The sequence below is a fragment of the Azospirillum sp. UENF 112521 genome (genome assembly GCF_058780665.1).
The window spans coordinates 683501-709159 of record NZ_JBSNCI010000003.1 but is presented as its reverse complement, the minus strand read 5'-3'; the positions used below and the strand labels follow the sequence as shown (position 1 = coordinate 709159).

General features: G+C 67.5%; 22 protein-coding genes. 7 read left to right on the top strand and 15 right to left on the bottom strand.

The features are described 5' to 3' along the window. Nucleotides 1-42: 42 nt before the first annotated feature. The 3 genes from ACWPN8_RS18935 to ACWPN8_RS18925 all read left to right on the top strand — a co-directional run bounded on the left by ACWPN8_RS18935 (nt 43) and on the right by ACWPN8_RS18925 (nt 4595). Nucleotides 43-1320 (top strand): dicarboxylate/amino acid:cation symporter, encoded by a 1278-nt coding sequence (locus ACWPN8_RS18935; RefSeq protein ID WP_492241829.1) that lies wholly within the window; start codon nt 43-45, stop codon nt 1318-1320. A gap of 111 nt (nt 1321-1431) precedes the next feature. Next, complete coding sequence (locus tag ACWPN8_RS18930) at nt 1432-3282, top strand: sensor histidine kinase (protein ID WP_492241827.1); 1851 nt, start codon at nt 1432-1434, stop codon at nt 3280-3282. Further along, nucleotides 3255-4595 (top strand): sigma-54-dependent transcriptional regulator, encoded by a 1341-nt coding sequence (locus tag ACWPN8_RS18925; protein ID WP_492241826.1) that lies wholly within the window; start codon nt 3255-3257, stop codon nt 4593-4595. Before ACWPN8_RS18930 ends, ACWPN8_RS18925 begins: the two co-directional genes overlap by 28 nt. A 43-nt stretch (nt 4596-4638) precedes the next feature. On the opposite strand, the gene ACWPN8_RS18920 is transcribed toward ACWPN8_RS18925, so the two are convergent. From ACWPN8_RS18920 to ACWPN8_RS18905, 4 genes are all read right to left on the bottom strand, one after another. Beyond that, nucleotides 4639-5208, bottom strand: coding sequence for an ATPase (locus ACWPN8_RS18920; protein WP_492241824.1), 570 nt, complete (start codon nt 5206-5208; stop codon nt 4639-4641). Continuing rightward, complete coding sequence (locus ACWPN8_RS18915; RefSeq protein WP_492241823.1) at nt 5205-5447, bottom strand: hypothetical protein; 243 nt, start codon at nt 5445-5447, stop codon at nt 5205-5207. Before ACWPN8_RS18915 ends, ACWPN8_RS18920 begins: the two co-directional genes overlap by 4 nt. Nucleotides 5448-5567: 120 nt before the next feature. Then, nucleotides 5568-6512, bottom strand: coding sequence for a hypothetical protein (locus ACWPN8_RS18910; protein ID WP_492241822.1), 945 nt, complete (start codon nt 6510-6512; stop codon nt 5568-5570). Nucleotides 6513-6879: 367 nt separating this feature from the next. Continuing rightward, entirely contained in the window at nt 6880-8271 is a 1392-nt protein-coding gene (locus ACWPN8_RS18905) for an amidase (protein ID WP_492241820.1), read from the bottom strand. A gap of 265 nt (nt 8272-8536) precedes the next feature. Between ACWPN8_RS18905 and ACWPN8_RS18900 the strand changes: the two genes are divergently transcribed. After that, nucleotides 8537-10084, top strand: coding sequence for an FAD/NAD(P)-binding protein (locus ACWPN8_RS18900; RefSeq protein ID WP_492241819.1), 1548 nt, complete (start codon nt 8537-8539; stop codon nt 10082-10084). A 13-nt stretch (nt 10085-10097) separates the two neighbouring features. Here ACWPN8_RS18900 and ACWPN8_RS18895 read toward each other — a convergent pair whose 3' ends face one another. The 5 genes from ACWPN8_RS18895 to ACWPN8_RS18875 form a co-directional block, all read right to left on the bottom strand. Then, the gene (locus tag ACWPN8_RS18895; RefSeq protein ID WP_492241817.1) at nt 10098-10802 is read right to left on the bottom strand and encodes an aspartate/glutamate racemase family protein; all 705 of its coding nucleotides are present in this window, start codon (nt 10800-10802) and stop codon (nt 10098-10100) included. A 13-nt stretch (nt 10803-10815) separates the two neighbouring features. Beyond that, on the bottom strand, nt 10816-11643 hold the full coding sequence (locus ACWPN8_RS18890) for an ABC transporter permease (protein ID WP_492241815.1): 828 nt from the start codon (nt 11641-11643) through the stop codon (nt 10816-10818). A gap of 3 nt (nt 11644-11646) precedes the next feature. Beyond that, nucleotides 11647-12564, bottom strand: a complete 918-nt coding sequence (locus tag ACWPN8_RS18885) for an ABC transporter permease (RefSeq protein WP_109447918.1) — start codon at nt 12562-12564, stop codon at nt 11647-11649. A 197-nt stretch (nt 12565-12761) separates the two neighbouring features. After that, a complete protein-coding gene (locus ACWPN8_RS18880; RefSeq protein WP_109447920.1) occupies nt 12762-14075 on the bottom strand; it encodes an ABC transporter substrate-binding protein in 1314 nt (437 codons plus the stop codon). Between the two features lie 60 nt (nt 14076-14135). Beyond that, a complete protein-coding gene (locus ACWPN8_RS18875) occupies nt 14136-15140 on the bottom strand; it encodes an ABC transporter ATP-binding protein (RefSeq protein ID WP_492241814.1) in 1005 nt (334 codons plus the stop codon). A gap of 291 nt (nt 15141-15431) precedes the next feature. On the opposite strand from ACWPN8_RS18875, the gene ACWPN8_RS18870 reads away from it, so the two are divergent. Further along, complete coding sequence (locus ACWPN8_RS18870) at nt 15432-16187, top strand: GntR family transcriptional regulator (RefSeq protein ID WP_109447924.1); 756 nt, start codon at nt 15432-15434, stop codon at nt 16185-16187. Nucleotides 16188-16280: 93 nt separating this feature from the next. Here the strand turns inward: ACWPN8_RS18870 and nagE are convergent, their stop codons facing one another. Both nagE and ACWPN8_RS18860 read right to left on the bottom strand, forming a co-directional pair. Next, a complete protein-coding gene (nagE, locus tag ACWPN8_RS18865) occupies nt 16281-17756 on the bottom strand; it encodes an N-acetylglucosamine-specific PTS transporter subunit IIBC (protein WP_492241812.1) in 1476 nt (491 codons plus the stop codon). Nucleotides 17757-17814: 58 nt separating this feature from the next. Then, nucleotides 17815-18723, bottom strand: coding sequence for an N-acetylmuramic acid 6-phosphate etherase (locus tag ACWPN8_RS18860; protein ID WP_492241811.1), 909 nt, complete (start codon nt 18721-18723; stop codon nt 17815-17817). Nucleotides 18724-18930: 207 nt separating this feature from the next. Here ACWPN8_RS18860 and ACWPN8_RS18855 point away from each other — a divergent pair, with 207 nt between their 5' ends. Both ACWPN8_RS18855 and ACWPN8_RS18850 read left to right on the top strand, forming a co-directional pair. Continuing rightward, complete coding sequence (locus ACWPN8_RS18855) at nt 18931-19689, top strand: GntR family transcriptional regulator (protein WP_492241809.1); 759 nt, start codon at nt 18931-18933, stop codon at nt 19687-19689. Nucleotides 19690-19739: 50 nt separating this feature from the next. Further along, nucleotides 19740-20408, top strand: a complete 669-nt coding sequence (locus ACWPN8_RS18850; RefSeq protein ID WP_492241808.1) for an HAD-IA family hydrolase — start codon at nt 19740-19742, stop codon at nt 20406-20408. An 83-nt stretch (nt 20409-20491) separates the two neighbouring features. On the opposite strand, the gene ACWPN8_RS18845 is transcribed toward ACWPN8_RS18850, so the two are convergent. The 4 genes from ACWPN8_RS18845 to ptsG all read right to left on the bottom strand — a co-directional run bounded on the left by ACWPN8_RS18845 (nt 20492) and on the right by ptsG (nt 25611). Next, nucleotides 20492-21372 (bottom strand): IS5 family transposase gene (locus ACWPN8_RS18845; RefSeq protein WP_492241211.1). Its coding sequence is split into 2 segments (ribosomal slippage): nt 20492-20995 and nt 20998-21372, totalling 879 coding nucleotides; the frame shifts between segments, so codons are not numbered across the junction. A 53-nt stretch (nt 21373-21425) separates the two neighbouring features. Further along, nucleotides 21426-22586, bottom strand: coding sequence for an N-acetylglucosamine-6-phosphate deacetylase (gene nagA / locus ACWPN8_RS18840; protein ID WP_492241807.1), 1161 nt, complete (start codon nt 22584-22586; stop codon nt 21426-21428). Next, nucleotides 22586-23647 carry an SIS domain-containing protein gene (locus ACWPN8_RS18835; RefSeq protein ID WP_492241804.1) on the bottom strand — a complete coding sequence of 354 codons (1062 nt, stop codon included), beginning with the start codon at nt 23645-23647 and terminating at the stop codon, nt 22586-22588. Before ACWPN8_RS18835 ends, nagA begins: the two co-directional genes overlap by 1 nt. A gap of 179 nt (nt 23648-23826) precedes the next feature. Continuing rightward, complete coding sequence (gene ptsG, locus ACWPN8_RS18830) at nt 23827-25611, bottom strand: PTS glucose transporter subunit IIBC (protein WP_492241803.1); 1785 nt, start codon at nt 25609-25611, stop codon at nt 23827-23829. Between the last annotated feature and the right edge of the window lie 48 nt (nt 25612-25659).

Here is a 25659-nt window from a genome sequence, read left to right as displayed (position 1 = left end):
CGGCGCGTAGAGGCGGGCGGGACAAGGTGAGGTAACAGGACCATGAACAAACAGACGACGCTGATCATCGTCGCCATGCTGCTGGGCATCGTCACCGGCTATGTCTGCAACAGCCTGTTCGACGCGGCCACCGCCAAGGAGATCGCGGGCTATTTCGCGATGGTGACGGACATCTTCCTGCGGCTGATCAAGATGATCATCGCGCCCCTGATCTTCGCCACCCTGGTCGCCGGCATGGCCGGCATGGGCGACGCCCGCACCGTCGGCCGCATCGGCGGCAAGGCGGTGGGCTGGTTCCTGATGGCATCCTTCGTGTCGCTGTTCATCGGGCTGATCTTCGCCAACCTGCTGCATCCGGGCGCCAATGTCGGCGTGCCGCTGCCCGACGTGGCGGCCAGCGCCGGCCTGAAGACCTCTGCCCTGAACCTGAAGGATTTCCTGACCCACGTCTTCCCGCGCAACTTCTTCGAGGCGATGGCGAACAACGAGATCCTGCAGATCCTGATCTTCTCGGTCTTCGTCGGTCTCGCCATCGGCCAGCTGCGCGACACCAAGGCCGGCCTGCTCGCCCGCTCGATCGAAGAGGTCGTGCCGGTGATGCTGAAGGTCACCGACTATGTCATGCGCTTCGCCCCCATCGGCGTCTTCGCCGCCGTCGCCAACGTGGTGACCACCCAGGGGCTGGGCGTGCTGCTGGTCTATGGCAAATTCATGGGCAGCTTCTACGTGGCGCTGGCCGTGCTGTGGGCGGTGCTGGTCTTCGCCGGCTTCGTCGTCCTGAAGGGTGACGTGTTCCGCGTGGTCAAGGCGATGCGCCAGCCGATGCTGCTGGGCTTCTCCACCGCGTCCAGCGAATCCGCCTATCCCCGCGTGATGGAGGAGCTGAAGACGCTCGGCGTGCGCGAGCGGGTGATCGGCTTCGTGCTGCCGCTCGGCTATTCGTTCAACCTCGACGGCTCGATGATCTACACGGCCTTCGCGTCGCTGTTCATCGCCCAGGCCTATGGCATCCCGCTGACGCTGGAACAGCAGATCGTCATGCTGCTGGTGCTGATGGTGTCGAGCAAGGGCATCGCCGGCGTTCCGCGCTCCTCGCTGGTGGTGGTGGCCGCGGTGCTGCCGATGTTCCACCTGCCGGAGGCCGGCGTGCTGCTGATCATGGGCATCGACCACTTCCTCGACATGGGCCGCACCGCCACCAACGTGCTGGGCAACGGCATCGCCACCACGGTGGTCGCCAAGTGGGAAAACGCCATCGGCACCGAAGAGACCGAGGAAGAGGTCGGCACCGCCCTCCCCTCCCCGGCCGCTGCCGAGTAACGGACCGATACTCTGGCCGATATCGTGATTGGCCGGTCCGGAAGACAGGCGGGCAATGGAACGGGGGCTTCTGCTATGATGCGGGGGCCCCTGTCCCTGCCCGCCTTTTTCATGCCCGCCGCCAGACGCCTCCGCACCATCGGCCTTCTCCTACCGGCGCTTGCCGGTCTGGCCCTGCTTGCCGGCGTCGTCGGCTTCCGCATCAGCGAGGGGATGGGCCTCGCCGCGTTGCAGGAGACCGGGCACCACCGGCTCGACCTCTATGCCGAGAGCCTTGAGCGCGAGATCGACAAATACGCCTATTTCCCGGCGACGCTGGGGCTGGAGCGCGACGTCCTCGACCTCGTCACCGGCCGGGCGCCGCTGGCCTGGGGGCTGAACCGCTATCTGGAGCGGCTGAACGAGCGGGCCGGCACCCTGTCGATCTATGTGCTGAACCGCCAGGGCCGGGTGCTGGCCGCCAGCAACTGGAACCGCCCCGACAGTTTCATTAGCGAGGATCTGTCCTACCGCCCCTATTTCATCGAGGCCGCCGCCGGCCGCCAGGGCCGTTTCTTCGGGGTCGGCACCACGCGGGGGGAGGCCGGCTACTACCTGTCCTCGCCGCTGACGGAGGATGGCGCCATCGTCGGCGTGGCGGTGGTGAAGGTCAGCCTGGAACAGTTGGAGCAATCCTGGTCGACGGTCGAGGCACCGGTGCTGGTCGCCGACGAGAACGGCGTGGTGATCCTCGCCTCCGTCCCCTCCTGGAAATTCACCACCCTGCGGCCGATGGACGAGCCGACCCGCCGCCATTTCGACCAGACCCTGCAATACAACGCCCGCCCGCTGTCGCCGCTGGGGCTGATGCGGCAGGAGCGCATCGCCGCCGACGCTGAACTGGTGCGCCTCTCCCGCCCGGCCGACAGACAGTTGGAGGAGACCGTCTTCCCGGTGTCCGGCGGGTTCCTGGCCCAGACGGCCCCCCTGCAAGGCACCGGCTGGACGATGACGGTGCTGTCGCCGGTCGATCAGGTGACCGGCATGGCCTGGACCCGCGCCGCCCTCGCCGCGATGGGCAGCGCCGTCCCCGGCATCCTGCTGCTGATGTGGGTGCAGCGCCGCCGCCACCTGCATGAGCTTGAACGCAAGGTGGAGGAGCGCACCCGCAACCTGCGCGCCGCCCAGGACGAGCTGGTCCATGCCGGCAAGCTGGCGGTGATCGGACAGCTCTCCGCCGGGCTGGCCCATGAGCTGAACCAGCCGCTGGCGGCACTCCGCACCCTGTCGGGCAACACGGTCAAGTTCCTCCAGCGCGGCAATCTGGAGGCCGCCCAGGGCAACTTGGAGCGCATCGCCCATTTGGTGGACAGCATGGGTGCCTTGACCAGCCAGCTGAAATCCTTCGCCCGCAAATCCTCCGGCGCCCCCCGCCCCATCGTGGTGCGCCGGCCCATCGACAATGCGCTGTTCCTGCTGGAGCAGCGGCTGCGACGGTCGGGTGTCGCCGTGCAGGTCGATGCGCCGGAGGATGTCGCAGCACTCTGCGATCCCAACAGGCTGGAGCAGGTGCTGGTCAATCTGCTCGCCAATGGCCTGGATGCGCTGGCCGGCCGGACGGGCGGCAGGCTGACCTTGACTGCCCGGACGGAGGGCGACCGGGTGCGCATCGAGGTCGCCGACAACGGCCCCGGCCTGCCCGCCGAGGTGCTGCCCCGCCTGTTCGAGCCCTTCTTCACCACCAAGGAGGCGGTGAAGGATGGGACGAAGGAGGGGAGTGGCGGGCTCGGCTTGGGGCTTGCCATCTCGGCCGGGATCGTGCGTGACTTCGGCGGCGCCCTGACCGGGGCGAACGGTCCGGAGGGCGGGGCGGTCTTCACCATCGATCTTCCCGCCGCCACCCTGCCCACCGACCCGGCCTCAATCCTTGCCGCCGCCCAGGCCGGAGAATACGTATGTCCGACCCTGCCGCCCCCGCCCTGAAGGTCCTCATCGTCGAGGATGACCCGAACGTCAGCCTCGGCTGCCAGCAGGCGTTGGAGTTGGAGGATATCCCGACCGAGGCGGTGGACAGCGCGGAGAAGGCCCGCCGGCTGGTGGCCGAGGGCTTTCCCGGCATCGTCGTCACCGACATCCGCCTGCCGGGCATGGATGGGATGGCTCTGCTGGCCGAGCTGCTGGCAAGCGATCCGGACCTGCCGGTGGTGCTGATGACAGGCCATGGCGACGTGGCGATGGCGGTGCAGGCGATGAAGATGGGCGCCCATGACTTCATCGAGAAGCCCTTCTCCCCCGACTATCTGGTCGAGGTGGTGCGCCGCGCCTTGGACAAGCGCCGCCTGACGCTGGAGGTGCGCGACCTGCGCGCCCGCCTGCAGAACCGCGACAGCATCGAGGCGCGGCTGGTCGGCGGATCGCCGCAGATGACGCGGGTGCGCCGGCTGATCGGCGAGCTTGCCAGTTCGGCGGCCGACATTCTGATCCATGGCGAAACCGGCTCCGGCAAGGAACTGGCTGCCCGCTGCCTGCACGACGCCAGCCCGCGGCGCGGCGGCAACTTCGTCGCGATCAATTGCGGCGGCCTGCCGGAAAGCCTGATCGACAGCGAGATCTTCGGCCACGAAGCCGGCGCCTTCACCGGAGCCGGCAAACGGCGGATCGGCAAGGTGGAACATGCCAGCGGCGGCACCCTGTTCCTCGACGAGATCGAGAGCATGCCGATGCCGGTGCAGATCAAGTTCCTGCGTGTGCTTCAGGAGCGCACGCTGGAGCGGCTGGGCTCTAACACGCCGGTCCACGTCGATTGCCGGGTGATCGCTGCGACAAAGGTGGACTTGCGCGAGCTTGCCGACCGCGGGAAGTTCCGCGCCGACCTCTATTACCGCCTGAATGTCGCCAATCTGCCGCTGCCGCCTTTGCGTGACCGGCGCGAGGACATCCCGCTGCTGTTCGAGCAGTTCACGCTTCAGGCCGCCGCCCGCCACGGCCGCCCGGTCCCGCCGCCGGATGCCGAGCGCATGCGCCGTCTGATGGCCTATGACTGGCCGGGCAACGTGCGCGAGCTGCACAATGTCGCCGACCGTTGCGTTCTCGGCATCGAACAGGGCTTTCCCCCCTTCGCGACCGCCCATCCCGCCGCCAACCGCCCGCTTGCCCAGACGGTGGAGGCCTTCGAGCGCGCCCTGATCGCCGATACCCTGCGACGCACCGACCACAGCCTCGCCCGCGCCGCGGAGGAGTTGCAGGTCGCCAAAACCACGCTGCACGACAAGATCAGGAAATACGACCTATCTTAAGCGGGTGCGGAGGAAAACCTTACTTCTGAGATGTTCTGAAGGCTTATGGAATGGCTTCGGTGGCCCAGGCCGGAAGAACCGGAGACAGCTTGATTATCCGTTCCATTTCGAGCTTCAACAACAGGCGACGCTGTCCACCGGAATTGTCGAACACCCAGCTTCTGTGCGCTATCGCAACAGCGTCAGCCAAGGCTGCCATGCTGCGACCATATCGGCGCAGAATAGCCTCCTTCGGAACGTCATGACCGCCGAGGAGAACACGCGTCCGAACGCGCGCAGCGGAAATCGCGACGTTGCCAATGCCGACGAAAATGAGGTTGACCTTATAGTCGGCATCTCGGGCGCGCCGCATCAACGCCAGCTCGCTCTTGCCCGTGAGCGTCGTTTCCATGGCGAAGGTTTCGCTGCGGTTGAGGTAGCCGTCGCGAAGCTCCAAAGCGATGCGGCCGGCCCGCATGTGGGCCGAAATGCTGTTCACGTCGTTCGGATCGAGATCGCGCGCAATGTCATCGGCATTGACGAAAGGAATTCGTCCGATGAAGAAACGGCGTGCGATGGTCGACTTGCCGGCACCATTCGGACCGGCGAGCACCCAGATCTGTGGCCGGATCATTCTGCGAACGATGAAACCAGGCGTTCGTCGCCTGTCGAGAAATCGATCAGTTCCGTCCGACCGTCCGGATATTCCTTGATCACGCACCCCGGCAGCGTGTCGTCCTTTGTGTAATAGACCGGCACGCCGGCGCGAAGCACACGACGCATTTCTGCCCCGTCATCCTGCTCCAATTGAGATTCGAACAGACGCTCCTGTTCCGGGGTCATCCTGTCCAGCATGCCGGGTGTCAGGTCCATCGCTCGGTATCCCCCGCAGTTCCTTGATCGCAATGAACAGTAGGACTCTGCTGAAGGAGGACAAAGCATATTGTGAAAAGGGCTTGCGCCCTCCCATCGGCCGGGAGGGCGCAGGACCGGTCAGGCGGCGGTGTCGAGATGGACGCCGTCGGCGCCATGCCCATGCACCTGACCGTTCATCTGGCCATAGCCGGGGTCGAGGTGCAGAGACTGGACGGTGTCGACGAACTCGTCGACAGCCGCCACCACGGCGGCGTTGCCGGTGACCGCACTGTCGCCGGACGCATAGTGGTTCAGAAAATGCTGCCAGATTGCGCTGCCACCATCGGCAGCGGCCTGACCGGTACCGGCATCGGTCGAGCCGTCATGCTGTGCGACCAGACGGTCGTGCCAATGCGGCGCGTCCCCGGTGCCGGTTTTGGTGTCGCCGTTCGCCGTCGTGGAGGAAGTGCTCCCGGTGGACGTTTCGGTCGATGTTCCAGTGGACGTTTCGGTGGACGTACCGGTGTCGGTCGTCGTTTCGGCCGTTCCGGTGTGGCTGGTGGCGCCGGTCAGGTGTTCCTGGTGCAGCACGGCTCGGACCTGCTGCAACACACCCTGGACCGTGGCGGTGCTTTCGCCGGTGGCATCGGCCAGGACCTTCACCAGCGGATCGGCCGGCGGCTGATGCGTGGTGGCGTCGGAGGTTTTGCCGGTGGCGGCCTTGTCCGTCGCCGACGCATCGCTCGTCGAGGTATCGTTTGCCGTGCTGTCGGTGGTCGCCGTATCCGTCGCCATGCTGCCGCTCCTGGCGTCGGCGATGGCCTTTTCGACCGCGACGTAGGCGGTCTTCAATTCGGCGACGGCACTGTCCGACAGCGTCGGAGCGCTGTGCCCGACGGTGGTGTCGGCCGTCGTGTTCCCATTCGTGCCATCGGTGGCGGCATCGCCCTGGGTGTGCTGGTGCTGAAGCTGGTGGTCCCGGAACTCGGCGACTGCGCTGTCGGTGGTCGTGACGGATGAGGTCGGCGCAGTGGCCTTGGACGTCACGGACTTGAGCGTATCAGTAGCGAAGTTGGTAGCCATAGGAAGTCTCCAAGCAATTCAGCCGATCGCCACCCGGCATTCTCGCGCCAATATTCCCGGCGCCAGCGGATGGCATCCGACCATCACGCATGATGATCGTCGGCTCTCGTCTGCAGTCGTCATCCGACCGCCGACAGACAATAAATGCGCTTTTTCCGCAAATTGAACCGGATTCTGTCTGCCTCCACTCTTTGACACTGCTTGTGACGATGAACGGTCATTTGGGAGTCAGGAATCGGTTATTTATGAACACTCACTTCTACTCTTTGGACATGGCGCACGTCCACATCGGTGATACGCATGGGGCCGAGATTCCTGCGCGGAAAATTCACGGCCCCATCATGGTCACAGCTCCCTTGGCGCAGGTTTACCTCAGCAGTGCCGCTTCGATCCCGGCGGCGATGCCCAGCAGGCTGCGGTCGCTGCCACGCCGGCCCATCGCCATCAGGCCGACCGGCAATCCATCAGCGGGGATCGGCAGCGAGATCGCCGGCAGGTCGAACAGGTTGGCGACACGGGTGTTTCGCAGCAGCGCCAGATTGACGCGGTGGAAGGCCGCATCGTCCAGCACCTCGGCGATGGCGGGCGCCGTCATCGGCACCGTCGGCAGCAGCAGGACGGGATGGCGGGTCAGCCGCTCGTCCATCAGGCGGATCAAGGCGGCACGGCGGTTCTGCATGCGGACATAATCGGCGGCGGGCGCCTTGCCGCCGGCCTCGATCCGCGCGCGGGTCTTCGGATCGATGCCGTCGAGCGCAGTGATGCCGAGATCGGCCAGGGTCGCCGCCAGTTCGATGGCGGTGAAGACGCCGATGCGGTCCAGTTCCGCCAGCGCGTCGAGTTCCGCCTCGATGGATCCGTCGACGACCTGCGCCCCGGCCGCCCGCAGCCGGTCGAGCACCGCCTCGAAGGCGGCGGCGACGGCTGGCTCGGTCCCGTCGAACAGCCGCCCGCGCGCCACCAGGAAGGATTGCCCAGCAAGGGACAGCGGGGCCAAATCGCCATTGGACAAGTCGCCATCGGAAAGGATGCTGTCCAAGAGTGCCGCGTCACCGACAGTGGCGGCAATCGGCCCGATCACATCCAGCGTCGGCGAGAGCGGAAAGGCTCCTTCCGACGGCAGGCGCCCGGCGGACGGCTTGAAGCCGACCGCACCCGACAGCGCCGCCGGAATGCGCAGCGACCCGCCGGTGTCGCTGCCCAGCGCGATCTCGGCCATGCCGTCGACCACCGAGATCGCCGCCCCGGACGAGGAGCCGCCCGGCACCCGCGAGCGGTCCTGCGGATTTCCGGGGTTGCCGCAATGGGGATTAATGCCGACCGCGGAAAAGGCGAATTCGGTCATGTGGGTCCGGCCGACGATGACCGCCCCCGCGGCGCGCAGCCGGGCCACCGCCCTGGCATCGCGCCCGGCAGCCGGACGGCCGCGTAGGATGGCGGAGCCGGCCGCCGTGGCATCGCCCGCCACGTCGAACAGCGCCTTCACCGAAACGATCCGCCCATCGAGCGGCCCCAGCGAGCGTCCCGCCGCCGCCCGGCGGTCGCTGGCGGCCGCCGCGGAGCGCGCCTCCTCCGCATAGAGATCGGTGAACACCAAAGCACCCTGCCGCGCCGGATCGGCAATCCGGAAAAGCGCCGCTTCCAGCCGGTCGCAAGCGGAAGCGTGGGGGGCGGACTGGACGGACGGCTTGGACATAGGGGCGTGCTCCTGATCGGTCTTGCGGCACGGCTGCGCGGTGGCGGCGGTGACCGAACGCATGTGCCATATCGGCGCGGACTTGGCGACAGCGATGATGCTGGTGAAACTGCGTAAAAAATCGGCAAATCCCTACTTTTGGAATAGTGTTTGCCATTCGGCCGATGGCGCGTGTCCCCGGCGCTGTGATATTCAGGGCAGAACGAAGCGGACCGAGCAGACACACGGCCGACGCGAGTCCCCTCTTTCAGCAATAGCCTGACGGGTTCGGGGAACAGACGCCAACGGCCGGCCTTTTCCGGAATGACTCACGGAAGGACGGACTTCGATGCCTGCAACGCCTCACTTCCCTCCCGCTGGCGGCACCCCGCCCAATGCTTTCCACCAACCCCGCCAGATCGCCATCGTCGGCGCCGGCTTCACCGGCAGCCTGCTGGCCGCCCACCTGCTGCGCGGTGCCCAGGCGCCGCTGGTGGTGCATCTGATCGAATATGGGCACCGGCCGGGCACCGGTGTCGCCTATTCCACACCGAACGGCACGCATGTGCTGAACGTCCGCGCCTACAACATGAGCGCCTATCCCGACGATCCGCGCCATTTCCTGCGCTGGCTGTGGAGCCGCGCGGACGGGCCGACGCCGGACGAGCCGATGCCGCCCAGCGGCCATGCCTTCGCCTCCCGCGCGCTCTACGGCGCCTATATCCAGGACGTCCTGGCGGAGGCCCAGGCCGAGGCGCCCGCCCATGCCCGGCTGAACCTGATCCGGGCCGAAGCGGTGGATGTCCGCACCGAAACCCCGTCGGGAAGCCGGCCGGGGGTGCATGTGCGGCTCGGCGACGGCCGGGTGGTCAGCGCCGACACCGCCGCCCTCTGCATCGGCAATTTTCCGCCCTCTCCGCCCTGTCTGGCATCCCCGACCGCCGACGAGGCCTTCGCATCGGACTGCTTCATCGGCGACCCGTGGGATGCCGCCGCCATCGGCACCATCGACCGGGACGCTCCCGTCGCCATCCTCGGCACCGGGCTGACCATGGTGGACACGGTGCTGTCGCTGCTCGACCAGGGGCATCGCGGGCCGGTCACCGCCGTGTCGCGCCGCGGCCTGCTGCCGCTGCGCCATGAGGAGACGCGGCCCTACACCTCCTTCCTCCATCCCGACGTGCTGCCCAGCACGGTTCTCGACGTGCTGATCGCGCTCAAGGCCGATGCCCGGCGGGCGACCGCGGCCGGCTATGACTGGCGGTCGGCTTTCGACGCGCTGCGGCCGCACCATCACCGCATCTGGGCGCATCTGCCGATGGAGGAACGCCGCCGCTTCCTGCGCCACGCCCGTCCCTTCTGGGAGGTGCATCGCCACCGCATGGCCCCACAGGTGGCAGACCGCATCGCCGCCGCCCGCGACAGCGGCCAGCTGAGTATCCTGCCCGGCCGCCTGAAGGACGCCGCGCTGACCGCGCGCGGCCTGGAACTGACCGTCGCCGAGCGCGGCGGCGGAGCGGAGCGGCGGCTGGCGGCCGGCGCGCTGATCAACGCCACCGGCACCAACTGCGACTACACCCGCATCCGCCACCCGCTGGTCCGCTCGCTGCTCGACCGCGGCCTCGCCCGTCCTGACGAACTGCGGCTGGGGCTGGACGTGACGGAAGGCGGAGCGGTGATCGCCGCGGACGGCACGCCGTCGCCGCGCCTGCTCGCCTTCGGACCGGTCGCCAAGGCGCCCTTCTGGGAAATGACGGCGGTGCCGGAGCTGCGCAGCCAATGCGCCGAAGCCGCCCGCCGCATCCTTGGCGGCGGACTGGCGGGCGGAACGCTCTCGGCTCAGACAGGGTTGCCCGGCATCGCGGCAACGGACTTCCCGGAACCGCTGCCATTGTAAGACGGCGGAGGGGTCACCGAGCCTTGGGTAACGGCGGCGCGTAGCCGCCGACCTTGCTTGTCCGCAGCCCCAGCGAGGCCAGCCCCTCCACCAGCTTCACGGCGGCGGTGACCCCGTCCACCACCGGCAGGCCCATCTCCTCGCTCAGGGAGCGGGCGAGGTCGGCCATGCCGGCACAGCCCAGCACGATGGTCTCGGCGCCATCCTGCTCCACCGCCCGGCGGATTTCCGCCCGCACCCGCTCGACCGCACCCGACGCCGGATCCTCCAGCGCCAGCACCGGCACGCCGGCCGCCCGGATGGTGCAGCGTCCGGCCATGCCGTAACGCTGGGCAAGCCGCTCCAGCGCCGGCACGGAACGGGCCAGCGTCGTCACCACGCTGAACCGGCCGCCCAGCAACCCGGCGGTCTGCATCGCCGCCTCGCAGATGCCGACCACCGGTGCGGTGGCGAGGCTGCGCGCGGCGTCCAGACCGACATCGTCGAAGCAGGCGATCACCGTGCCGGCAAGGACGCCGTCGCGCTGGTGACTCTCGATCTCCGCCAGCATGCCGGGAACCGCCAACGCCTCGTCGTAATAGCCCTCGATGCTGGCCGGGCCGCCCGGCGGGTTGGTGGCGAGGATCTCGGTGCCGGGGGCCACGACGGTGCGGGCGGCGGCCCCGATCCGCGCGGTCATCGAGGCGGTGCTGTTCGGGTTGACGACCAGAATGCGCATGTCTTGGAAATCCTCAGTGGCCGCTTCGGCGCAGGCGACGGCGGCGCAGCAGGATCAGGCCCAGGAAGAACAGGCCGATCACGGTGAAGGAGAAGACCGTCGTCAGCGACCCCAGCGCATAGAGCACCGGCGTGGTGACGTTGGTGGTCATGCCGTAGATCTCCAGCGGCAGCGTGTTGAAGCTGCCGGCGGTCATCAGCGTGCGGGCGAACTCGTCGTAGGACAGGGTGAAGCCGAACAGCCCGACGCCGATCAGGCTGGGCAGCAGGATCGGCAGCACCACATGGCGCACCGTCTGCCACGGCGTGGCGCCCAGGTCGCGCGCCGCCTCCTCATAGGCCGGGTTGAAGCGGTTGAAGATGGCGAAGACGATCAGCAGCCCGAAGGGCAGCGTCCAGGTCAGATGCGCGCCCAGCGCCGAGCTGTACCAGGACGGCTCCAGCCCCAGGATGTTGAAGAACAGGCCGATGCCCAGGCTGACCAAGATCGACGGCACGATCAGGCTGGCGACGGCGAGATAGAAAATCGCCCCGCTGCCGAGAAACCGGCGGCGGAAGGCGAAGCCGGCCAGCACCGAGAACAGCACGGTCAGCACCATCACCATCAGCCCCAGCGCGATGGAGCGGCGGAAGGAGCCGCCGAAATCGCCCACCGCCTGCTGTTCGAACAGGTTGCGGAACCAGTGCAGCGAGACGCCGTCCATCGGGAAGGTCAGCCCGCCTTCCGGCCCCTGGAAGGACAGGATCAGGATGGTCGCGGTCGGGCCGTAGAGGAACAGCACGAACAGCGTGAAAAAGGCCCCCAGCAGATAGAAGGACAGGCCGCGGCGGGAGGTGTTCATCTCTCACAGCTCCTTGCGGATGTCGACGATGCGCAGCATCGCCACCACCATGATCAGGACGACGGCCAGCAGGACCACGGCGTTGGCGGCGGCGGCCGGGTATTGCAGCAGCGAGATCTCGTTGGCGATCATCAGCCCGATGGAGGCGCTCTGCCCGCCGCTCATCAGCCGCACGGTGATGAAGTCGCCCATCACCAGCGTGACGACGAAGATGGAGCCGATGGCGATGCCGGGCTTGGTCAGCGGCAAGATGACGTTCCACAACGTCTGCGCCGCACTGGCGCCGCCGTCGCGCGCCGCCTCGATCAGGGCGCGGTCGATGCGCATCATCGAGTTGAAGATCGGCACCACCATGAACAGCGCGTAGAGGTGGACGAAGGCCAGCACGACCGAGAAGTCGGAGAACAGCAGGAACTCCAGCGGCTGGTCGATGATCCCGGCGGAGATCAGGCCGGAATTGAGCAGCCCGTTGCGCCCCAAAAACGGGATCCAGGAGATCATGCGGATGATGTTGGAGGTCCAGAACGGGATGGTGCAGACCAGGAACAGCACCATCTGCCAGGTGGTGGAGCGCACATGGAAGGCCAGGAAATAGGCCACCGTGAAGCCGATCCCCAGCGTGATCGCCCAGGTCAGCGCGGCATATTTCAGCGTGTTCAGGTAGGTCTTCCAGGTGACCGGCGAGGTCAGCAGTTCGGTGTAGTTGGTCAGCACGAAGTCCGGGTAAAAGCGGACGCTGTCGTAATCCCAGAAACTGACGACGACGATGGTCAGGATCGGCACCAGCAGGAACAGCAGCAGCATGACGGTCAGCGGCGCCGCCTGGAGATAGGGCGCCACGCGCGGCAGCAGGCGGCGACGCCGCACCCTGCCGGCGGCGGCCGTGACGGACGGTCGGGACGTTTCGGCGGTCAGGGTCATGGGCGGGGTCCTGCGGGTTGGTGGATGTTGACGAGAATCCCCCTCTCCCCCGGGGAGAGGGTCGGGGTGAGGGGGATGCATTGCGAGGGCTTGATAGGGAGCGGAGAGTGCGCGACGCTTGAAGATCCTCGCCGCGCGTCCCCCTCACCCTAACCCTCTCCCCAAGGAGGAGAGGGGATGGCCGGCAACAGCAAACATCACGCCGCGATGAACTCGTTCCACTTGCGGACCATGTAGCGGTCCTCGTCCATCACCGCGTTCCAACAGGCGACGCGGCCCATGCGGTCCTGGAACGAGCCGCCGTCGCGCACCGCGCCGGCCTTTTCCATCACCTTGCCTTCGGGGCTGAGGATGTCCGCCTTGGCCGGCTGACCCTCCATCCAGAAGGCCCATTCTTCCGGCGACATGTGCTGCTTGGCGGTGTCGAGCACGGCCGAGTAATAACCCTGGCGGTTCAGATAGGCACCGACCCAACCCGACAGATACCAGTTGATGTATTCATAGGCCGCGTCCAGCTCCAGCCCGCTCAGATGCTTGGCAATGCCGAGACCGCCGCCCCAGGCGCGATAGCCCTCCTTCAGCGGCTGGTAGACGCACTGGATGCCCTTGGAGCGAACGGCGGCGACGGCCGGCGACCACATCGACTGGATGATGACCTCGCCCGACGACATCAGGTTGACGCTCTCGTCAAAGGTCTTCCAGAAGGCGCGGAACTGGCCGGCCTTCTTGGCGTCGGTCATGATCTTGAGGGTCTTGTCGATCTCCTCCTTGGTCATGTTGCCCTTGTCGCCATATTTGACCTCGCCCATCGCCTCGCAGACCATGGCGGCGTCCATGATGCCGATGGACGGGATGTTCAGCAGCGACGCCTTGCCCTTGAAGGCCGGGTCCAGAAGATCCTTCCAGCTGGAGATCGGCCGGCCGACCAGATCGGGGCGGATGCCCAGCGTGTCGGCGTTGTAGATGGTCGGGATCAGCGTCATCCACTCGGTCGGCGCCTTGGCGAACTTGGTGCTGTCCTTGCCCTCGACGAAGCCGACGGTGTGCGGGGCGGTGCCCTGGGCGATGGCGCTTTCAGGGGTCAGCTTGCCGGTGATGAAGATCGGGACGATCTTGTCGAAGTTCTTGATCTTCTTCACGTCCATCGGCTGCATGACGCCGGCCGGGAACACCTTCTTGCCGATCCAGTATTCGATGTCGGCGATGTCGTAGGATTTAGGCTGCGTCACCGCACGCTGCGTCACCGCGTCTGAATCCAGCGCGGTCATCTGCAGGGTGAAGCCCAGATCCTCCTTCACCTTGTCGGCCACGGCGTTCAGGTTCGACACACCGGTGCCGAACTGGCGCAGCGTCACGTTCTTGATGTTCTGCGCCCAGATGGTCGGAAAGCCGGTGATGGCGCCCGAGCCGACGGCGGCGCCGGCCACGGCGGCGGTACCCTTCAGCAGGGTGCGGCGGCTGACGCCGGTCGACAACGTTGCGGACGTCGAAGGAGTACGGGTGTCGGTCATCGCTGAGCCTCCAGTCTGTTCGTCGTGTTGTTTTTTGATGAACGGTTTTTGAAAAAGGGGTCAGGCCACCAGCGGGTGGATGTCGCGGCGGCTCCAGCCGGCACGGACACGGTCGCCCACGCCGACCGGCGCATCGAAATAGCGGGCCTCGTCCAGCACGACGGCGAACTCGTCGGCACCGGCGACATCGAGACTGAGATGCACCGAGGCACCGTGATACTCCAGCGCGCGCACCGTGCCCTCCACTTGGATTTCGCTCAGCATATCGGTCCCGCCGAGCTGGATGCGGTCGGCCCGGACGGCGCAGCGGCCGGCGTCGCCCACCACACCGCCCTCAATGACGTTGTGGCCGCCGATGAAGCGGGCGACGAAGGCGGTGCGAGGCTGGTTGAACAGTTCGCGCGGCGGCCCGGCCTGTTCGATCCGGCCCTGGTTCATCACCACGGCAAGGTCGGCCAGCGCCATCGCCTCGGTCTGGCTGTGGGTGACGTGGATGAAGGTGATGCCGATGTCGCGGTGCAGGCGCTTCAGCTCCTCCCGCATGCGCACCCGCAGGAACGGGTCGAGCGCCGAGAGCGGCTCGTCCAGCAGAAGCACGCCCGGCCGGGTGATCAGCGCGCGGGCCAGCGCCACGCGCTGCTGCTGTCCGCCCGACAGCTGAGCCGGCAGGCGGCCGGCATATTTGCCCATGTCGACCAGATCGAGCATCTCGGCCGCCCGCCGCCTCCGTTCCTCTTTCGCGACACCCTTCATCTTCAGGCTGAAGGCGACGTTGTCCGTGCAGTCCAGATGCGGGAACAGGGCGTAGCTCTGGAACATCATTGCGGTGCCGCGCTTGGCCGGGGGGTCGTCATTGACCACCGCATCGCCGATCAGCAGGTCGCCGTCGGTGATGTCCTCGTGCCCGGCGATCATCCGCAGGGTGGATGTCTTGCCGCAGCCGCTCGGCCCCAGCAGGCAGCAATAGGACCCGGCAGCGATCCGGAGATCGATGCCGTCCACCGCCACGGTCGCTCCATAGGCCTTGCGCAGCTTCACCAGCTCGACCGTCGAACCTGCCGTCATCGAAGCGCCTCCGGAATTGTGCACAATCTGCGCGGTCGTTTGTGACCGTTCCGCCATCTGCATCCCGCGTGCCAACGGCCGAATGGCGGAAACTCACCGATCCCATCGCCGCTCATTGCGCAAAGAGGCGGCATTTGTGCAGCAGTTCGGCGCAGTGGCGCGATTTTGTGCACTTCTGGTCAGAGCGATCACCAGCATCCTGCTCAAGCGATTGCGGTTCCTTCGCTGGCCCACTTTGTGCACAATCTTCGGTACGTTTCCCGTACACCGGTTAAAGCACCTCCCCCACCCATGACCACCGCCGCCCCTGCCAAGCCAGCCCGCCGCACTCCCCTCGCCCGCACCGGCGCGCCGCGCGGCAGCGCGGAATCCCGCATCGTCCGCAGCATCGGGGAGGCCATCGCCGACCGCCGCCTGCCGCCCGGCACCAAGCTGACCGAGGAAAGCCTGGCCGAAGCCTTCGGCGTCAGCCGCGAACGGGTGCGGAAGGTGCTGCTTCTGCTGGCGCAGCGCCGGGTGGTGACGCTGATCCCCAACCGTGGCGCCTTCGTCGCCAAGCCGTCGCCGAAAGAGGCGCGCGAGGTGTTCGAGGCACGCCGGGTGATCGAACGTGCGATCATGGAACGGCTGGAGCGGCTGCCCCGCCCGCTGTCCGACGACATGCTGGAGAAGCTGCGCGGCCATGGCGCGCTGGAGGATGCGGCGGAACTTGCCGCCGACCGCAAGGCGATGATCCGCCTGTCCGGCCAGTTCCACCTGCTGCTGGCCGAGTTCGCCGGAAACGCGACGTTGGCCGGCATCCTGACCGACCTGATCGACCGCTCCAGCCTTGCCATCGCGGCGTTCGAGCGGCGGTCGTCGCACACCTGCTCCGCCGACGATCACCGCCGCCTGATCGCCGCACTGATCGGCAACCGCCCCGGCGAGGCGACCGCCCTGATGATCGAGCATCTCGACGAGGTCGAACGCCAATTGGATCTCGAGGCGAAGACTGACACCCGCATCGACCTGAAGGCGATCTTCGCCGACGAGCCGGAAACCGCCTGACGGCACGGCTTCGATAAGGGGCGCTTGAAACAGAAAAACCCCGGCTTCCATCGGAAGCCGGGGTTTTTCAAACAGGTTTTGGCAAGCTGCCGATCAGACCCGCAGGCCAGCCGATGCGTTCAGCGAGTCCTGGATCTCGCCCGCCAGCTGGTCGGCAATCGGACCGACGATCACCTGGACCGAATTGGCCGACGGCTTCACCACGCCGCGGGCGCCGATGCGCTTCAACTCCACCTCGTTCACCCGGCTGGCATCGGCGACGTTCAGGCGCAGGCGCGTGGTGCACGCCTCCACGGACCGCAGATTGCCGGCCCCACCCAGTGCCGCGACATAGGCGCCGGCTCGGTCGCTGACCGCCGGGGCCGACGCGGCCGATACGGCGGCGGGCCGGATTCCGGCGACGGCCGGCGCCTGACCGGCGGGGATGGCGATGTCGTCGCGGCCCAGCGTCTTCAGGTCGAAGCGCTGGATGACGAAACGGAACAGCCCGTAATAGACGACGAAATAGACCGCACCCACCGGCAGGAGCAGGATCGGGTTGGTCGCCTTGCCGTAGTTCAGCACATAGTCGAACAGCCCCGCCGAGAAGCCGAAGCCCAGCTTCACGTTCAGCACGTCCATCAGCACCATCGACAGGCCGGTCAGCACGGCATGGACGGCGAACAGCGCGGGCGCCAGGAAGATGAAGGCGAATTCCACCGGTTCCGTCACGCCGGTCAGGAAGGCGGTCAGCGCCATCGACAGCAGCACGCCGCCGACCGCCGCGCGGTTCTCCGGCTTGGCGGTGTGGTACATGGCGAGGCAGGCAGCCGGCAGGCCGAACATCATCACCGGGAAGAAGCCGGCCATGAAGGCGCCGGCGGTAGGGTCGCCCTTGAAGAAGCGGTTCAGGTCGCCGGTCACGCCCTGGTAATCGCCCAGCAGGAACCAGGCGATGTTGTTGATGATGTGGTGCAGGCCGGTGATGATCAGGATACGGTTGAGCACGCCGTAGAGGAACAGGCCGATCTTGCCGAGCCCCAGCACGCCGGTGGTCAGCGCGGTCAGTCCGGAATCGACGACGGGCCAGCCATAGCCGAAGACCAGCGCGATTCCCAGCGCCGCCAGACCGGTGACGATGGGCACGAAGCGCCGCCCGCCGAAGAAGGCGAGATAGTCCGGCAGCTTGATGTCCTTGTATTTGTTATAGAGCTGACCGGCGATGATGCCGATCAGGATGCCGACCGGGATGCTGATGCGGCTGGACATCTTCGCCACCAGCTCGGGCGCGACACCGCTCAGCACCACCGCACCCTTCACCGCCACGAAATAGCCGACGGCGCCGGCCAACCCGGCGGCACCGTGGTTCTCACGGGCAAAACCGATGGCGATGCCGACGGCGAACAGGACCCCCAGGTTGGAGAAGACGGCGTCGCCCGCCGCGGCAATGAAGGCGATGTTCAGCAGGTCGGGCTGGCCGATGCGCAGCAGCAGCCCGGCGATGGGCAGCACGGCGATCGGCAGCATCAGCGCCCGACCAAGCCTCTGGACGCCCGAAAAACGGTCGCCCGACAAACGATCAGCAGACATTCGGACGTCTCCCAGTGCAACGGGCTCCGGCCACACGGGGCCGGGCCTCACAGTTTGGTCATTCTTGCGTGTTGGACCCCGACCGGGCCTGTTCCATGGCACGGCGCAGGTTGCCGCCGGTCCCGATCAGCAGCCGGTCGATCTCGGGTGCTTCCAGCCCGGCCAGCCCCAGCACGGCGCGGCGCACGTCGCCATGCCGTTCCAGCGCCGCACCGGCCGCATCCTCGTCCACCCTGGCGATGCGGGCGACCATGGCGGTGCAGCGGCGGCGGAGCTTGGCGTTCTCCGGCCGGACATTGATCATCAGGTTGTCGTAGACATTGCCGAGCGCCGTCATGACGCCGGTGGAAAACAGGTTCAGCACCACCTTCTGCGCGGTGCCGGCACCGAGCCGGGTCGATCCGGCGATCACTTCGGCCCCCGTCGCGGTCAGCACCGGATGCTCCACCGCGTCAAGCAGGGGGGAACCGGCGCTGCTGGCGATGCCCATGGTCAGGGCCCCCACCTCCCGCGCCGCGCGCAGGACGCCGACGGTGTATGCGCTGGCACCGCTGGCGGACAGGCCGACCACCACGTCGTCGGCGCAAATCCCCGCCCGTCCAGCATCGGCCCGCCCTGCCCCCTCGTCATCCTCCGCCGCCCCGGCCAGCCCGCGCGACAGGTCGAGCCCGCCGGCGATCAGCAGCACCAGCCGCTCCGCCGGCCAGTCGAAGGTCGGCCCCAGATCCAGCCCGTCGAGGGCCGCGACCATCGCCGACGAACCGGCCCCGGCATAGACCAGCCTCCCGCGTCCAGCCGCCAGACGATCCGCGGCTGCCTCCACGGCGGCGGCAACCAGCGGCAAGGCAGGAGCGCAGGCGGCGAGTGCGCGCGTCTGCCCCTCCCACAGGGCCGTCATCAGCTCGGCGGCCGGCCACACGTCCAGCCGGCTGTATCGGTTCGCCGCATCTTCCGTGCCGCCCGCCATCGTTCCGGCTCCGCTGTCGCCCCAGCATTAGGTCCGGGGGTTGGTGGTATTAGATTGGACTGTATGCGCAGAATACCAAAATCCGGACATTCCGCAATCTGAAACTGGTTGTAATTGTGCTTGCACCTCTGCATCCCGTCCGCCGCCTGTTGCCCAAAGGCCTTTCAGTGGTATCATGCCGGTCCCGGAGCACTGGAGTGGTTGCCGATGTCCACTGCCGCCGCCGCGGCCCCGTTCGACCCGACCGCCCTGTCGGACGCCCTGCCCCTGCCGCTGTACCTGCAACTGGCGCGGCATCTGCGGACGCTGATCGTCGAGGGCAGGCTGACCGACCAGGACGCCCTTCCCGGCGAGCGGGAGCTGGCGGAAACCTTCGGTGTGTCGCGCGTCACCGTGCGCAAGGCCCTGCGCGAACTGATCGCGGAGGGGCTGCTGCACCAGCGCCAGGGGGCCGGCACCTTCATCAACCGCAGCCCTCATGTGGAACAGCGGCTGTCCGCCCTGACCAGCTTCACCGAGGACATCGGCGGGCGCGGGCTGAAGCCGGATTCGCGCTGGCTCAGCCGCTCGGTCGCCACCGGGACCCCGGAGGAGGCGATGGCGCTGGGCCTGCGTCCGGGGGCGGAGGTCGTGCGGCTGCACCGGCTGCGGCTGGCCGACGGCACCCCGCTCGCCATCGAACTCAGCGCCTTGCCGACCAGCGTCCTGCCCGATCCCGATCTGGTGCAGGGTTCCCTGTACGAGACCCTGCGCGGGCGCGGCCATCCACCCTTCCGCGCCCTGCAACGCTTGTCTGCCATTCGCCTGCCGGCGGATCAGGCGACGCTTCTGGGGGTTCCCGACGGCGCCCCCGCCCTCTACATTGAGCGCCGCACCTTCCTGGAGAACGGAACCCCGCTGGAGTTCGTCCGTTCCCACTACCGCGGCGACGCCTATGACTTCGTCGTGGAGCTGTCGCTGGTCTGATCCCCCCGGACCATTCCGTCCCACACAGACGTTTCCAACGAGAGCGAGCGATGAAGCCTGCCCTTGATACCCCGTTCCGCGTCCGCGCCATCCTGTTCGACATGGACGGCACCCTGATCGACACGAAGGGTCCGGTTGAACGCTCCTGGCGCGCCTGGGCCGCCCGGCACGGTCTCGATCCCGAGGCGATCCTGGCGGTCTGCCACGGCGTCCGCAGCATCGAGACCGTCCGCCGCTTCGCCCCCGCCGGTGCCGACATCGACGAGGAGGTGCGTCTGGTGGAGGAGTGCTACACCAGCGATACCGAAGGTGTGCGCGCCGTCCCCGGCGCGCTTGAGATTCTGCGGTCACTGCCGCGCCACCGCTGGGCGGTGGTCACCTCCGCCCCGCACGACATGGCGAGAAAGCGTATCGCCCAGGCCGGCCTGCCCCTGCCCGACCTGCTGATCGGCGCCGACAATGTCACCCAGGGCAAGCCCCACCCGGAAGGCTACCGCACCGCCGCCGAGAAGCTGGGCTTCGACCCGCGCGACACCGTGGTGTTCGAGGATGCCCCGGCGGGACTGGCCGCCGGCAACGCGGCTGGCGCCTGGGTGATCGGACTGACCACAACGCTGCCGGCCAATGAGCTGGACGGCAACCTGTCCCTGCCCGACCTGACCGCGCTGCGGGTGCGCGTCGACGAGGATGGGCTGGAGATCGTGGCGGTGGGTGAGTAGGATTTCCGAAGTCAGCCCCCACTGACCTCCCCTGTTAAACGGGGGCGGTCAGGTGGGGCATCGGTAGCAGTTACCTGCCCACCCTAGGTCCTGTCTGACGGCCTACTGACGCGCAGGCATCGCTGGATCATGGCGAGCCTGATGAAGGTCATGTAGTTGACGGCAAGCTTGTCATGTCGCGTGGCAACGGATCGGCATCCTTTGAGCCATCCGATGCCACGCTCGACGACGTTTCGTCGCCGGTATGCCTCCCGATCGAACCGAGGCGGCCTGCCGCGGTGGGTTCGCCTGCGTTCGTCCTTGCGCATGGCAATGACCGGTTCGATGTGGCGGCGTCGCAGGTACTGACGAAAGCGATTGGCGCTGTAGCCCTTGTCGCCAGCCAGCTTTCGAGGCTTGGTGCGTCGGCGCCCTCGGCGGGTGGGCAAGCTGACCGCCTCCAAGGCGGCGACGGCGAAGGAGATTTCCTGAAGCTGACCTGCGCTCAGCACGGCGGCCAGCGGCAGGCCGTTGCCATCGGTCACCAAATGGATTTTGGTCCCGAAGCCCCCGCGGGAGCGGCCGAGTGCGTGGTCGGCCGGCTCGTCCGAGCCCCCCTTTTTCCGCCCCCAGCCGCCGAGCGACTGGCCCGGATGCTGGTGCCGTCGATGCACCAGAGGTCCACATCGATCCGACCATCCGCATCAAGCTGCAAGCGCAGCCGGTCGAGGATCCGCTCGAACAGCCCGTCGCAACGCCATCGCACAAAGCGTTCGTAGATCGTCTGCCAGGGGCCGTAGCGTTCGGGAATGTCCCGCCATTGGGCGCCGGTGTTCAGCTTCCACATCAGCCCATCAACCACTTGACGGTGATCCCGCCACACACCGCCACCTCGCGGATTCGACCGCGGCATCAAATCCGCGATCCGATCCCACTGCGCATCGCTCAGTTCGTAGCGTCGCAGCCCTGTCGCATCGTAAGCCATCAAACTGACCTTGGGCTCTAAACCACAACGTCAATAGGCTCGTCAGACAGGACCTAAGCCCCCCGCCACTCCCCCTCGACCCAAGTCCCCTTTACCGTCAGGTCCGGCCGCAGCAGCACCAGATCGGCCCGCCAGCCCGGTGCGACTCGACCGCGCTCGCCGTCCATCCCCAGGAACTCCGCCGGATAGAGCGACGCCATGCGCAGCGACTCTTCCAGCGGCAGGCCGATCAGCGTCCCGGCATTGCGCACCGCCGTCGCCATGTCGAGGTCGGCCCCCGCCAGAGTGCCGTCGGCCAGCACCAGCCGCCCGTCACGCCGGTAGATCGTCCGCCCGTTCAGCTCGAAGCGATCCACGTCGGTGCCCGTCGTCGGCATCGCATCCGTCACCAGCATCATCCGCCCGCGCGGCCGGGCGGCCAGCGCCGCGCGCATCATCAGTGGATGGACATGGTGCCCGTCGGCGATCAGCCCGCACCAGGGCCGCCCGTCGCCCAGCGCCGCCCCGGCCGGGCCGGGCTGGCGGTTGGCGATGCCGGGCATGGCGTTGTAGAGGTGCGTCACCCCGCGCACGCCGAGATCGAAGGCCTCGACCACCCGCTCGGCGCTCGCCATCGTGTGGCCGACCGACAGGATCACCCCCGCCGCCATCAGCCGGGACAGGGCCGCATCCTCCACGCATTCCGGCGCCAGGGTCAGCAGCACCCGGCCGCATGGCATCCGCGCCGGCAGCCCGCCGATGAAGTCGAGATCGCCCTCGTCCGGTGCGCGGACGAAGCGCGGGTCGTGAGCGCCGACCCGCTGCGGGCTGATGAAGGGTCCTTCGAAATGGATACCCAGCACACCGCTGCCCGGCTGTGCCACCGCCGTCACCGCGGCCTCGGCGGCGGCGCGGTGGCAGTCGGGGGTGTCGGTGATGATGGTCGGCAGCAGCCCGGTGGTGCCGAAGCGCCGGTGCGCCGCGGCGATGGCGAGCGTCGCTTCCACAATCGGCCGCTCGTTGAACAGCACGCCGCCGCCGCCATTGACCTGGATGTCGAGGAAGCCGGGCGCCAGCAGGTCGCCGGCCTCCAGCGCCACCGTCCGCTCGACGTCCGGCAGGGTGCGGCCAGGCGCCAGGATGTCGAGGATGCGGCCATCGGCGACCAGCAGGCTGCGGCCGTCGAGGATGGTCTCGCCCGTGAAGATCCGGGCACCGGTCAGGAGCTGTCGCATCAGACGGTCTTCGTCACTTTGGCAAGGTTGGGCGGGCTGTCGGGGTCGATGCCGCGGGCCAGCGCCAGTTCATAGACCGCGCCATAGAAGCTCTGCAATGCCGCCAGCGGTGCCGCCTCCGGTGAAATCCGCGGCAGGCTCGGCAGCAGCGTGGTTCCTGTAAGCCCCGCTTCGGTGGTAGCGACGTTGGCCCCCAGCCCGACGATGCGCTCCACCACCGCGCGGGTGTGCGGCTCCGCCGCATCGGGCTGGGTCAGGGCCAGCACCGGGAAGCCGGGGCCGACCAGCGCCAGCGGGCCATGAACCACCTCCGCCGCGCTGAAGGCCTCGGCGTGCAGTCGGCAGGTTTCCTTGAACTTCAGCGCCATCTCCAGCGCAGCACCGAAACCGACTCCGCGCCCCAGCACATAGAGGTTCCGCGCGGTGGCGAGCGGCATCAGCGCCGGCCTCCAGTCCAGCCCCTTCGCCGCCTCCAGTGTGTCGGGCAGGCCCGCCAGCGTCGCCTTCAGCGCCGGATCGTCCTGCCAGTGCGCCACCAGCTGCAGATAGGCGGCCAGCGAGGCGATGCAGGATTTCGTCGCGGCGACGCTGCGTTCCGGCCCAGCCGCCAGCGGCAGGAAATGGTCGCACATCTCCGCCAGCGGCAAGTCCTCGGCATTGACGAAGCCGACCACCCGCGCACCGCCGGCCTTCGCCGCCTCCACCAGCCGCAGCAGGTCCGGGCTCCGCCCCGACTGCGAAACGGCGATGAACAGAGCCCCTTCCAGGCTGAGATGCCCGCCATAGACAGAGGCGATGGACGGCCCGATGGAGGCCACCGCCCGTCCGATCCGCGTCTCGATCAGATATTTGCCATAGGCAGACGCGTGGTCGGAGCTGCCGCGGGCGCAGGTGACGACGAAGCGCGGCGGCTCGCGTCGCAGGCGTTCGCCCAGTTCGGCGAAGCCGGCGCCACAGCGCTCGATCTGCCGGGCCACCGCGGCAGGCGCCTCCGCTGCCTCCACCGCCATCAGGGGAGTGGAGCGGGAGGGGGTGAAATCTGGAATGCCCTGATCGGTCATGGCGGCGCTCGCGATTGACTGGTATAGATACCAATGTAAGACCTTCTTGCCTCGGAGGCCAGCGTCCATTGGTGGGATCGCACCACAATCTCCGCCGCGATGCGGAAAAGAAAAGCGGCGCGACCCGGGAAAGGTCGCGCCGCGCGATAAAACCACTCAAATACCAGACAGGATGCCGGCTATTCGGCGGCGCGCCGTCCGCCCGTCAGCATGCCGGTCATCGCACCCGCCAGCGCGTCGGCGTCGTTGCCGACGATCAGGTCCAGGCCGTTGGCGCCCAGCCCCATCACCGCGCGCACGCCGGCCCGCTTCAGCGCCTCGGCATTCGCCTTGCCGGCGTCGCTCAGCTCAACTCGCAGACGGGTGGTGGCGAATCCGGCCACGTCCTTGATGTTGCCGGCGCCGCCCAGCGCCTCGGCGATGCGGGCGGCGCGGTCGGCCGGGACAGCCGCCGCGGCCGGAGCGGATACGGGCTTCGCCGTCACCGGTGCCGTCACCGCGGCGGGACCGTCGGCTTCCGCACCGGCGCTGTGCAGATACTCCTGCATCTCCGTCTTCAGATTCTCCGACAGGGTGCCGAACACCGCCTGCACGCTGTCGCGCACCCGCAGCACGCCGGACGCGCCCATGCCGCGCAGCTTGCCGTCATCGACGCGGGCCGGATCCTTCACCACCACGCGCAGGCGGGTGATGCAGGCGTCCAGATTGCTGATGTTGCCCCGTCCGCCGAATGCCAGGACGAGATCGCGCGCCCGCTCGCTGCCGGTCGCCGTGCTGACGCTGTCCTCCGTCGCGTCCTCGCGGCCGGGGGTCTTCAGGTTCAACGCCAGGATGGTGTAACGGAACACGACATAATAGATCGCCGCATAGACCGGCCCCAGGATCAGCACCAGCCACCATTTCTGCGACAGCGGGCTCAGCGCGTTGAACAGAACGAAGTCGATGCCGCCCTGCGAGAAGGTGAAGCCCATATGGGCGCCCAGCGAGTTCATGATGAACTGCGAGGTCGCCGCCAGAACCGCATGGATCAGGTACAGCACCGGCGCCAGGAACAGGAAGCTGAACTCGATGGGTTCGGTGATGCCGGTCAGGAAGGAGGTCAGCGCGGCGGACACCATGATGCCGCCGACGCGCACGCGATTCTCCGGCTTGGCGGTGTGCCACATGGCGATTGCCGCGGCCGGCAGGCCGAACATCTTGAACAGGAAGGCGCCGGACAGGATGCCGGCGGTCGGGTCGCCGGCGAAATAGCGGGCGATATCGCCATGGACCACCTGCCCGGCGGCATTCTGGAAGGACCCGATTTCGAAGAAGAAGGGCACGTTCCAGATGTGGTGCAGGCCGAAGGGGATCAGCAGGCGTTCGACGAAGCCGTAGATGGTCGCGGCCAGACGCGGATCGTTCACCGCCGCCCAGCGCGAGAAGCTGTTGATGCCCTCCTGCACCGGCGGCCAGACTACCGACAGCACGATGCCCAGCACGATGGCGGCCAGCGCGGTTACGATCGGCACGAACCGCTTGCCGGCGAAGAAGCCGAGATAGGCCGGAAGCGCGATCTTGTAGAAGCGGTTGAACATCGCCGCCGCCAGCCCGCCGGCCAGGATGCCGCCGAACACGCCGGTTTCCATCGACTTGATGCCCATGATGGTCTTCGGCTCCATGCCCCAGACCCCGGTCATCACGCCCAGCGTGGCGAGCATCACAATATAGCCGATGGTGGCCGCGATGGCCGACACGCCGTCATTCTCGGTGTAGCCCAACGCCACGCCGATGGCGAAGATCAGCGGCAGGTTGCCGAAGATCACATCGCCGGAATTCTTCATCAGCATCGACAGCAGCGGCGGCATCCATTCGAAGTTCGCCGCACCGATACCGAGCAGCAAGCCGGCGACGGGAAGGACCGCCACCGGCAACATCAGCGACTTGCCGATTTTCTGTAGAAACGCAAAGGGGTTCATTGCCATGGCGGCTCTCCCGCAAATTGTCCGGCGGCGGCGACATCCTGAGTTCCG

Excerpts from the sequence above, each read along its gene's own strand:
- ACWPN8_RS18935 (WP_492241829.1), top strand. The coding sequence starts at position 43 with ATGAACAAACAGACGACGCTGATCATCGTCGCCATGCTGCTGGGCATC.
- ACWPN8_RS18930 (WP_492241827.1), top strand. The coding sequence starts at position 1,432 with ATGCCCGCCGCCAGACGCCTCCGCACCATCGGCCTTCTCCTACCGGCG.
- ACWPN8_RS18925 (WP_492241826.1), top strand. The coding sequence starts at position 3,255 with ATGTCCGACCCTGCCGCCCCCGCCCTGAAGGTCCTCATCGTCGAGGAT.
- ACWPN8_RS18920 (WP_492241824.1), bottom strand. The coding sequence starts at position 5,208 with ATGATCCGGCCACAGATCTGGGTGCTCGCCGGTCCGAATGGTGCCGGC.
- ACWPN8_RS18915 (WP_492241823.1), bottom strand. The coding sequence starts at position 5,447 with ATGGACCTGACACCCGGCATGCTGGACAGGATGACCCCGGAACAGGAG.
- ACWPN8_RS18910 (WP_492241822.1), bottom strand. The coding sequence starts at position 6,512 with ATGGCTACCAACTTCGCTACTGATACGCTCAAGTCCGTGACGTCCAAG.
- ACWPN8_RS18905 (WP_492241820.1), bottom strand. The coding sequence starts at position 8,271 with ATGCGTTCGGTCACCGCCGCCACCGCGCAGCCGTGCCGCAAGACCGAT.
- ACWPN8_RS18900 (WP_492241819.1), top strand. The coding sequence starts at position 8,537 with ATGCCTGCAACGCCTCACTTCCCTCCCGCTGGCGGCACCCCGCCCAAT.
- ACWPN8_RS18895 (WP_492241817.1), bottom strand. The coding sequence starts at position 10,802 with ATGCGCATTCTGGTCGTCAACCCGAACAGCACCGCCTCGATGACCGCG.
- ACWPN8_RS18890 (WP_492241815.1), bottom strand. The coding sequence starts at position 11,643 with ATGAACACCTCCCGCCGCGGCCTGTCCTTCTATCTGCTGGGGGCCTTT.
- ACWPN8_RS18885 (WP_109447918.1), bottom strand. The coding sequence starts at position 12,564 with ATGACCCTGACCGCCGAAACGTCCCGACCGTCCGTCACGGCCGCCGCC.
- ACWPN8_RS18880 (WP_109447920.1), bottom strand. The coding sequence starts at position 14,075 with ATGACCGACACCCGTACTCCTTCGACGTCCGCAACGTTGTCGACCGGC.
- ACWPN8_RS18875 (WP_492241814.1), bottom strand. The coding sequence starts at position 15,140 with ATGACGGCAGGTTCGACGGTCGAGCTGGTGAAGCTGCGCAAGGCCTAT.
- ACWPN8_RS18870 (WP_109447924.1), top strand. The coding sequence starts at position 15,432 with ATGACCACCGCCGCCCCTGCCAAGCCAGCCCGCCGCACTCCCCTCGCC.
- nagE (WP_492241812.1), bottom strand. The coding sequence starts at position 17,756 with ATGTCTGCTGATCGTTTGTCGGGCGACCGTTTTTCGGGCGTCCAGAGG.
- ACWPN8_RS18860 (WP_492241811.1), bottom strand. The coding sequence starts at position 18,723 with ATGGCGGGCGGCACGGAAGATGCGGCGAACCGATACAGCCGGCTGGAC.
- ACWPN8_RS18855 (WP_492241809.1), top strand. The coding sequence starts at position 18,931 with ATGTCCACTGCCGCCGCCGCGGCCCCGTTCGACCCGACCGCCCTGTCG.
- ACWPN8_RS18850 (WP_492241808.1), top strand. The coding sequence starts at position 19,740 with ATGAAGCCTGCCCTTGATACCCCGTTCCGCGTCCGCGCCATCCTGTTC.
- nagA (WP_492241807.1), bottom strand. The coding sequence starts at position 22,586 with ATGCGACAGCTCCTGACCGGTGCCCGGATCTTCACGGGCGAGACCATC.
- ACWPN8_RS18835 (WP_492241804.1), bottom strand. The coding sequence starts at position 23,647 with ATGACCGATCAGGGCATTCCAGATTTCACCCCCTCCCGCTCCACTCCC.
- ptsG (WP_492241803.1), bottom strand. The coding sequence starts at position 25,611 with ATGGCAATGAACCCCTTTGCGTTTCTACAGAAAATCGGCAAGTCGCTG.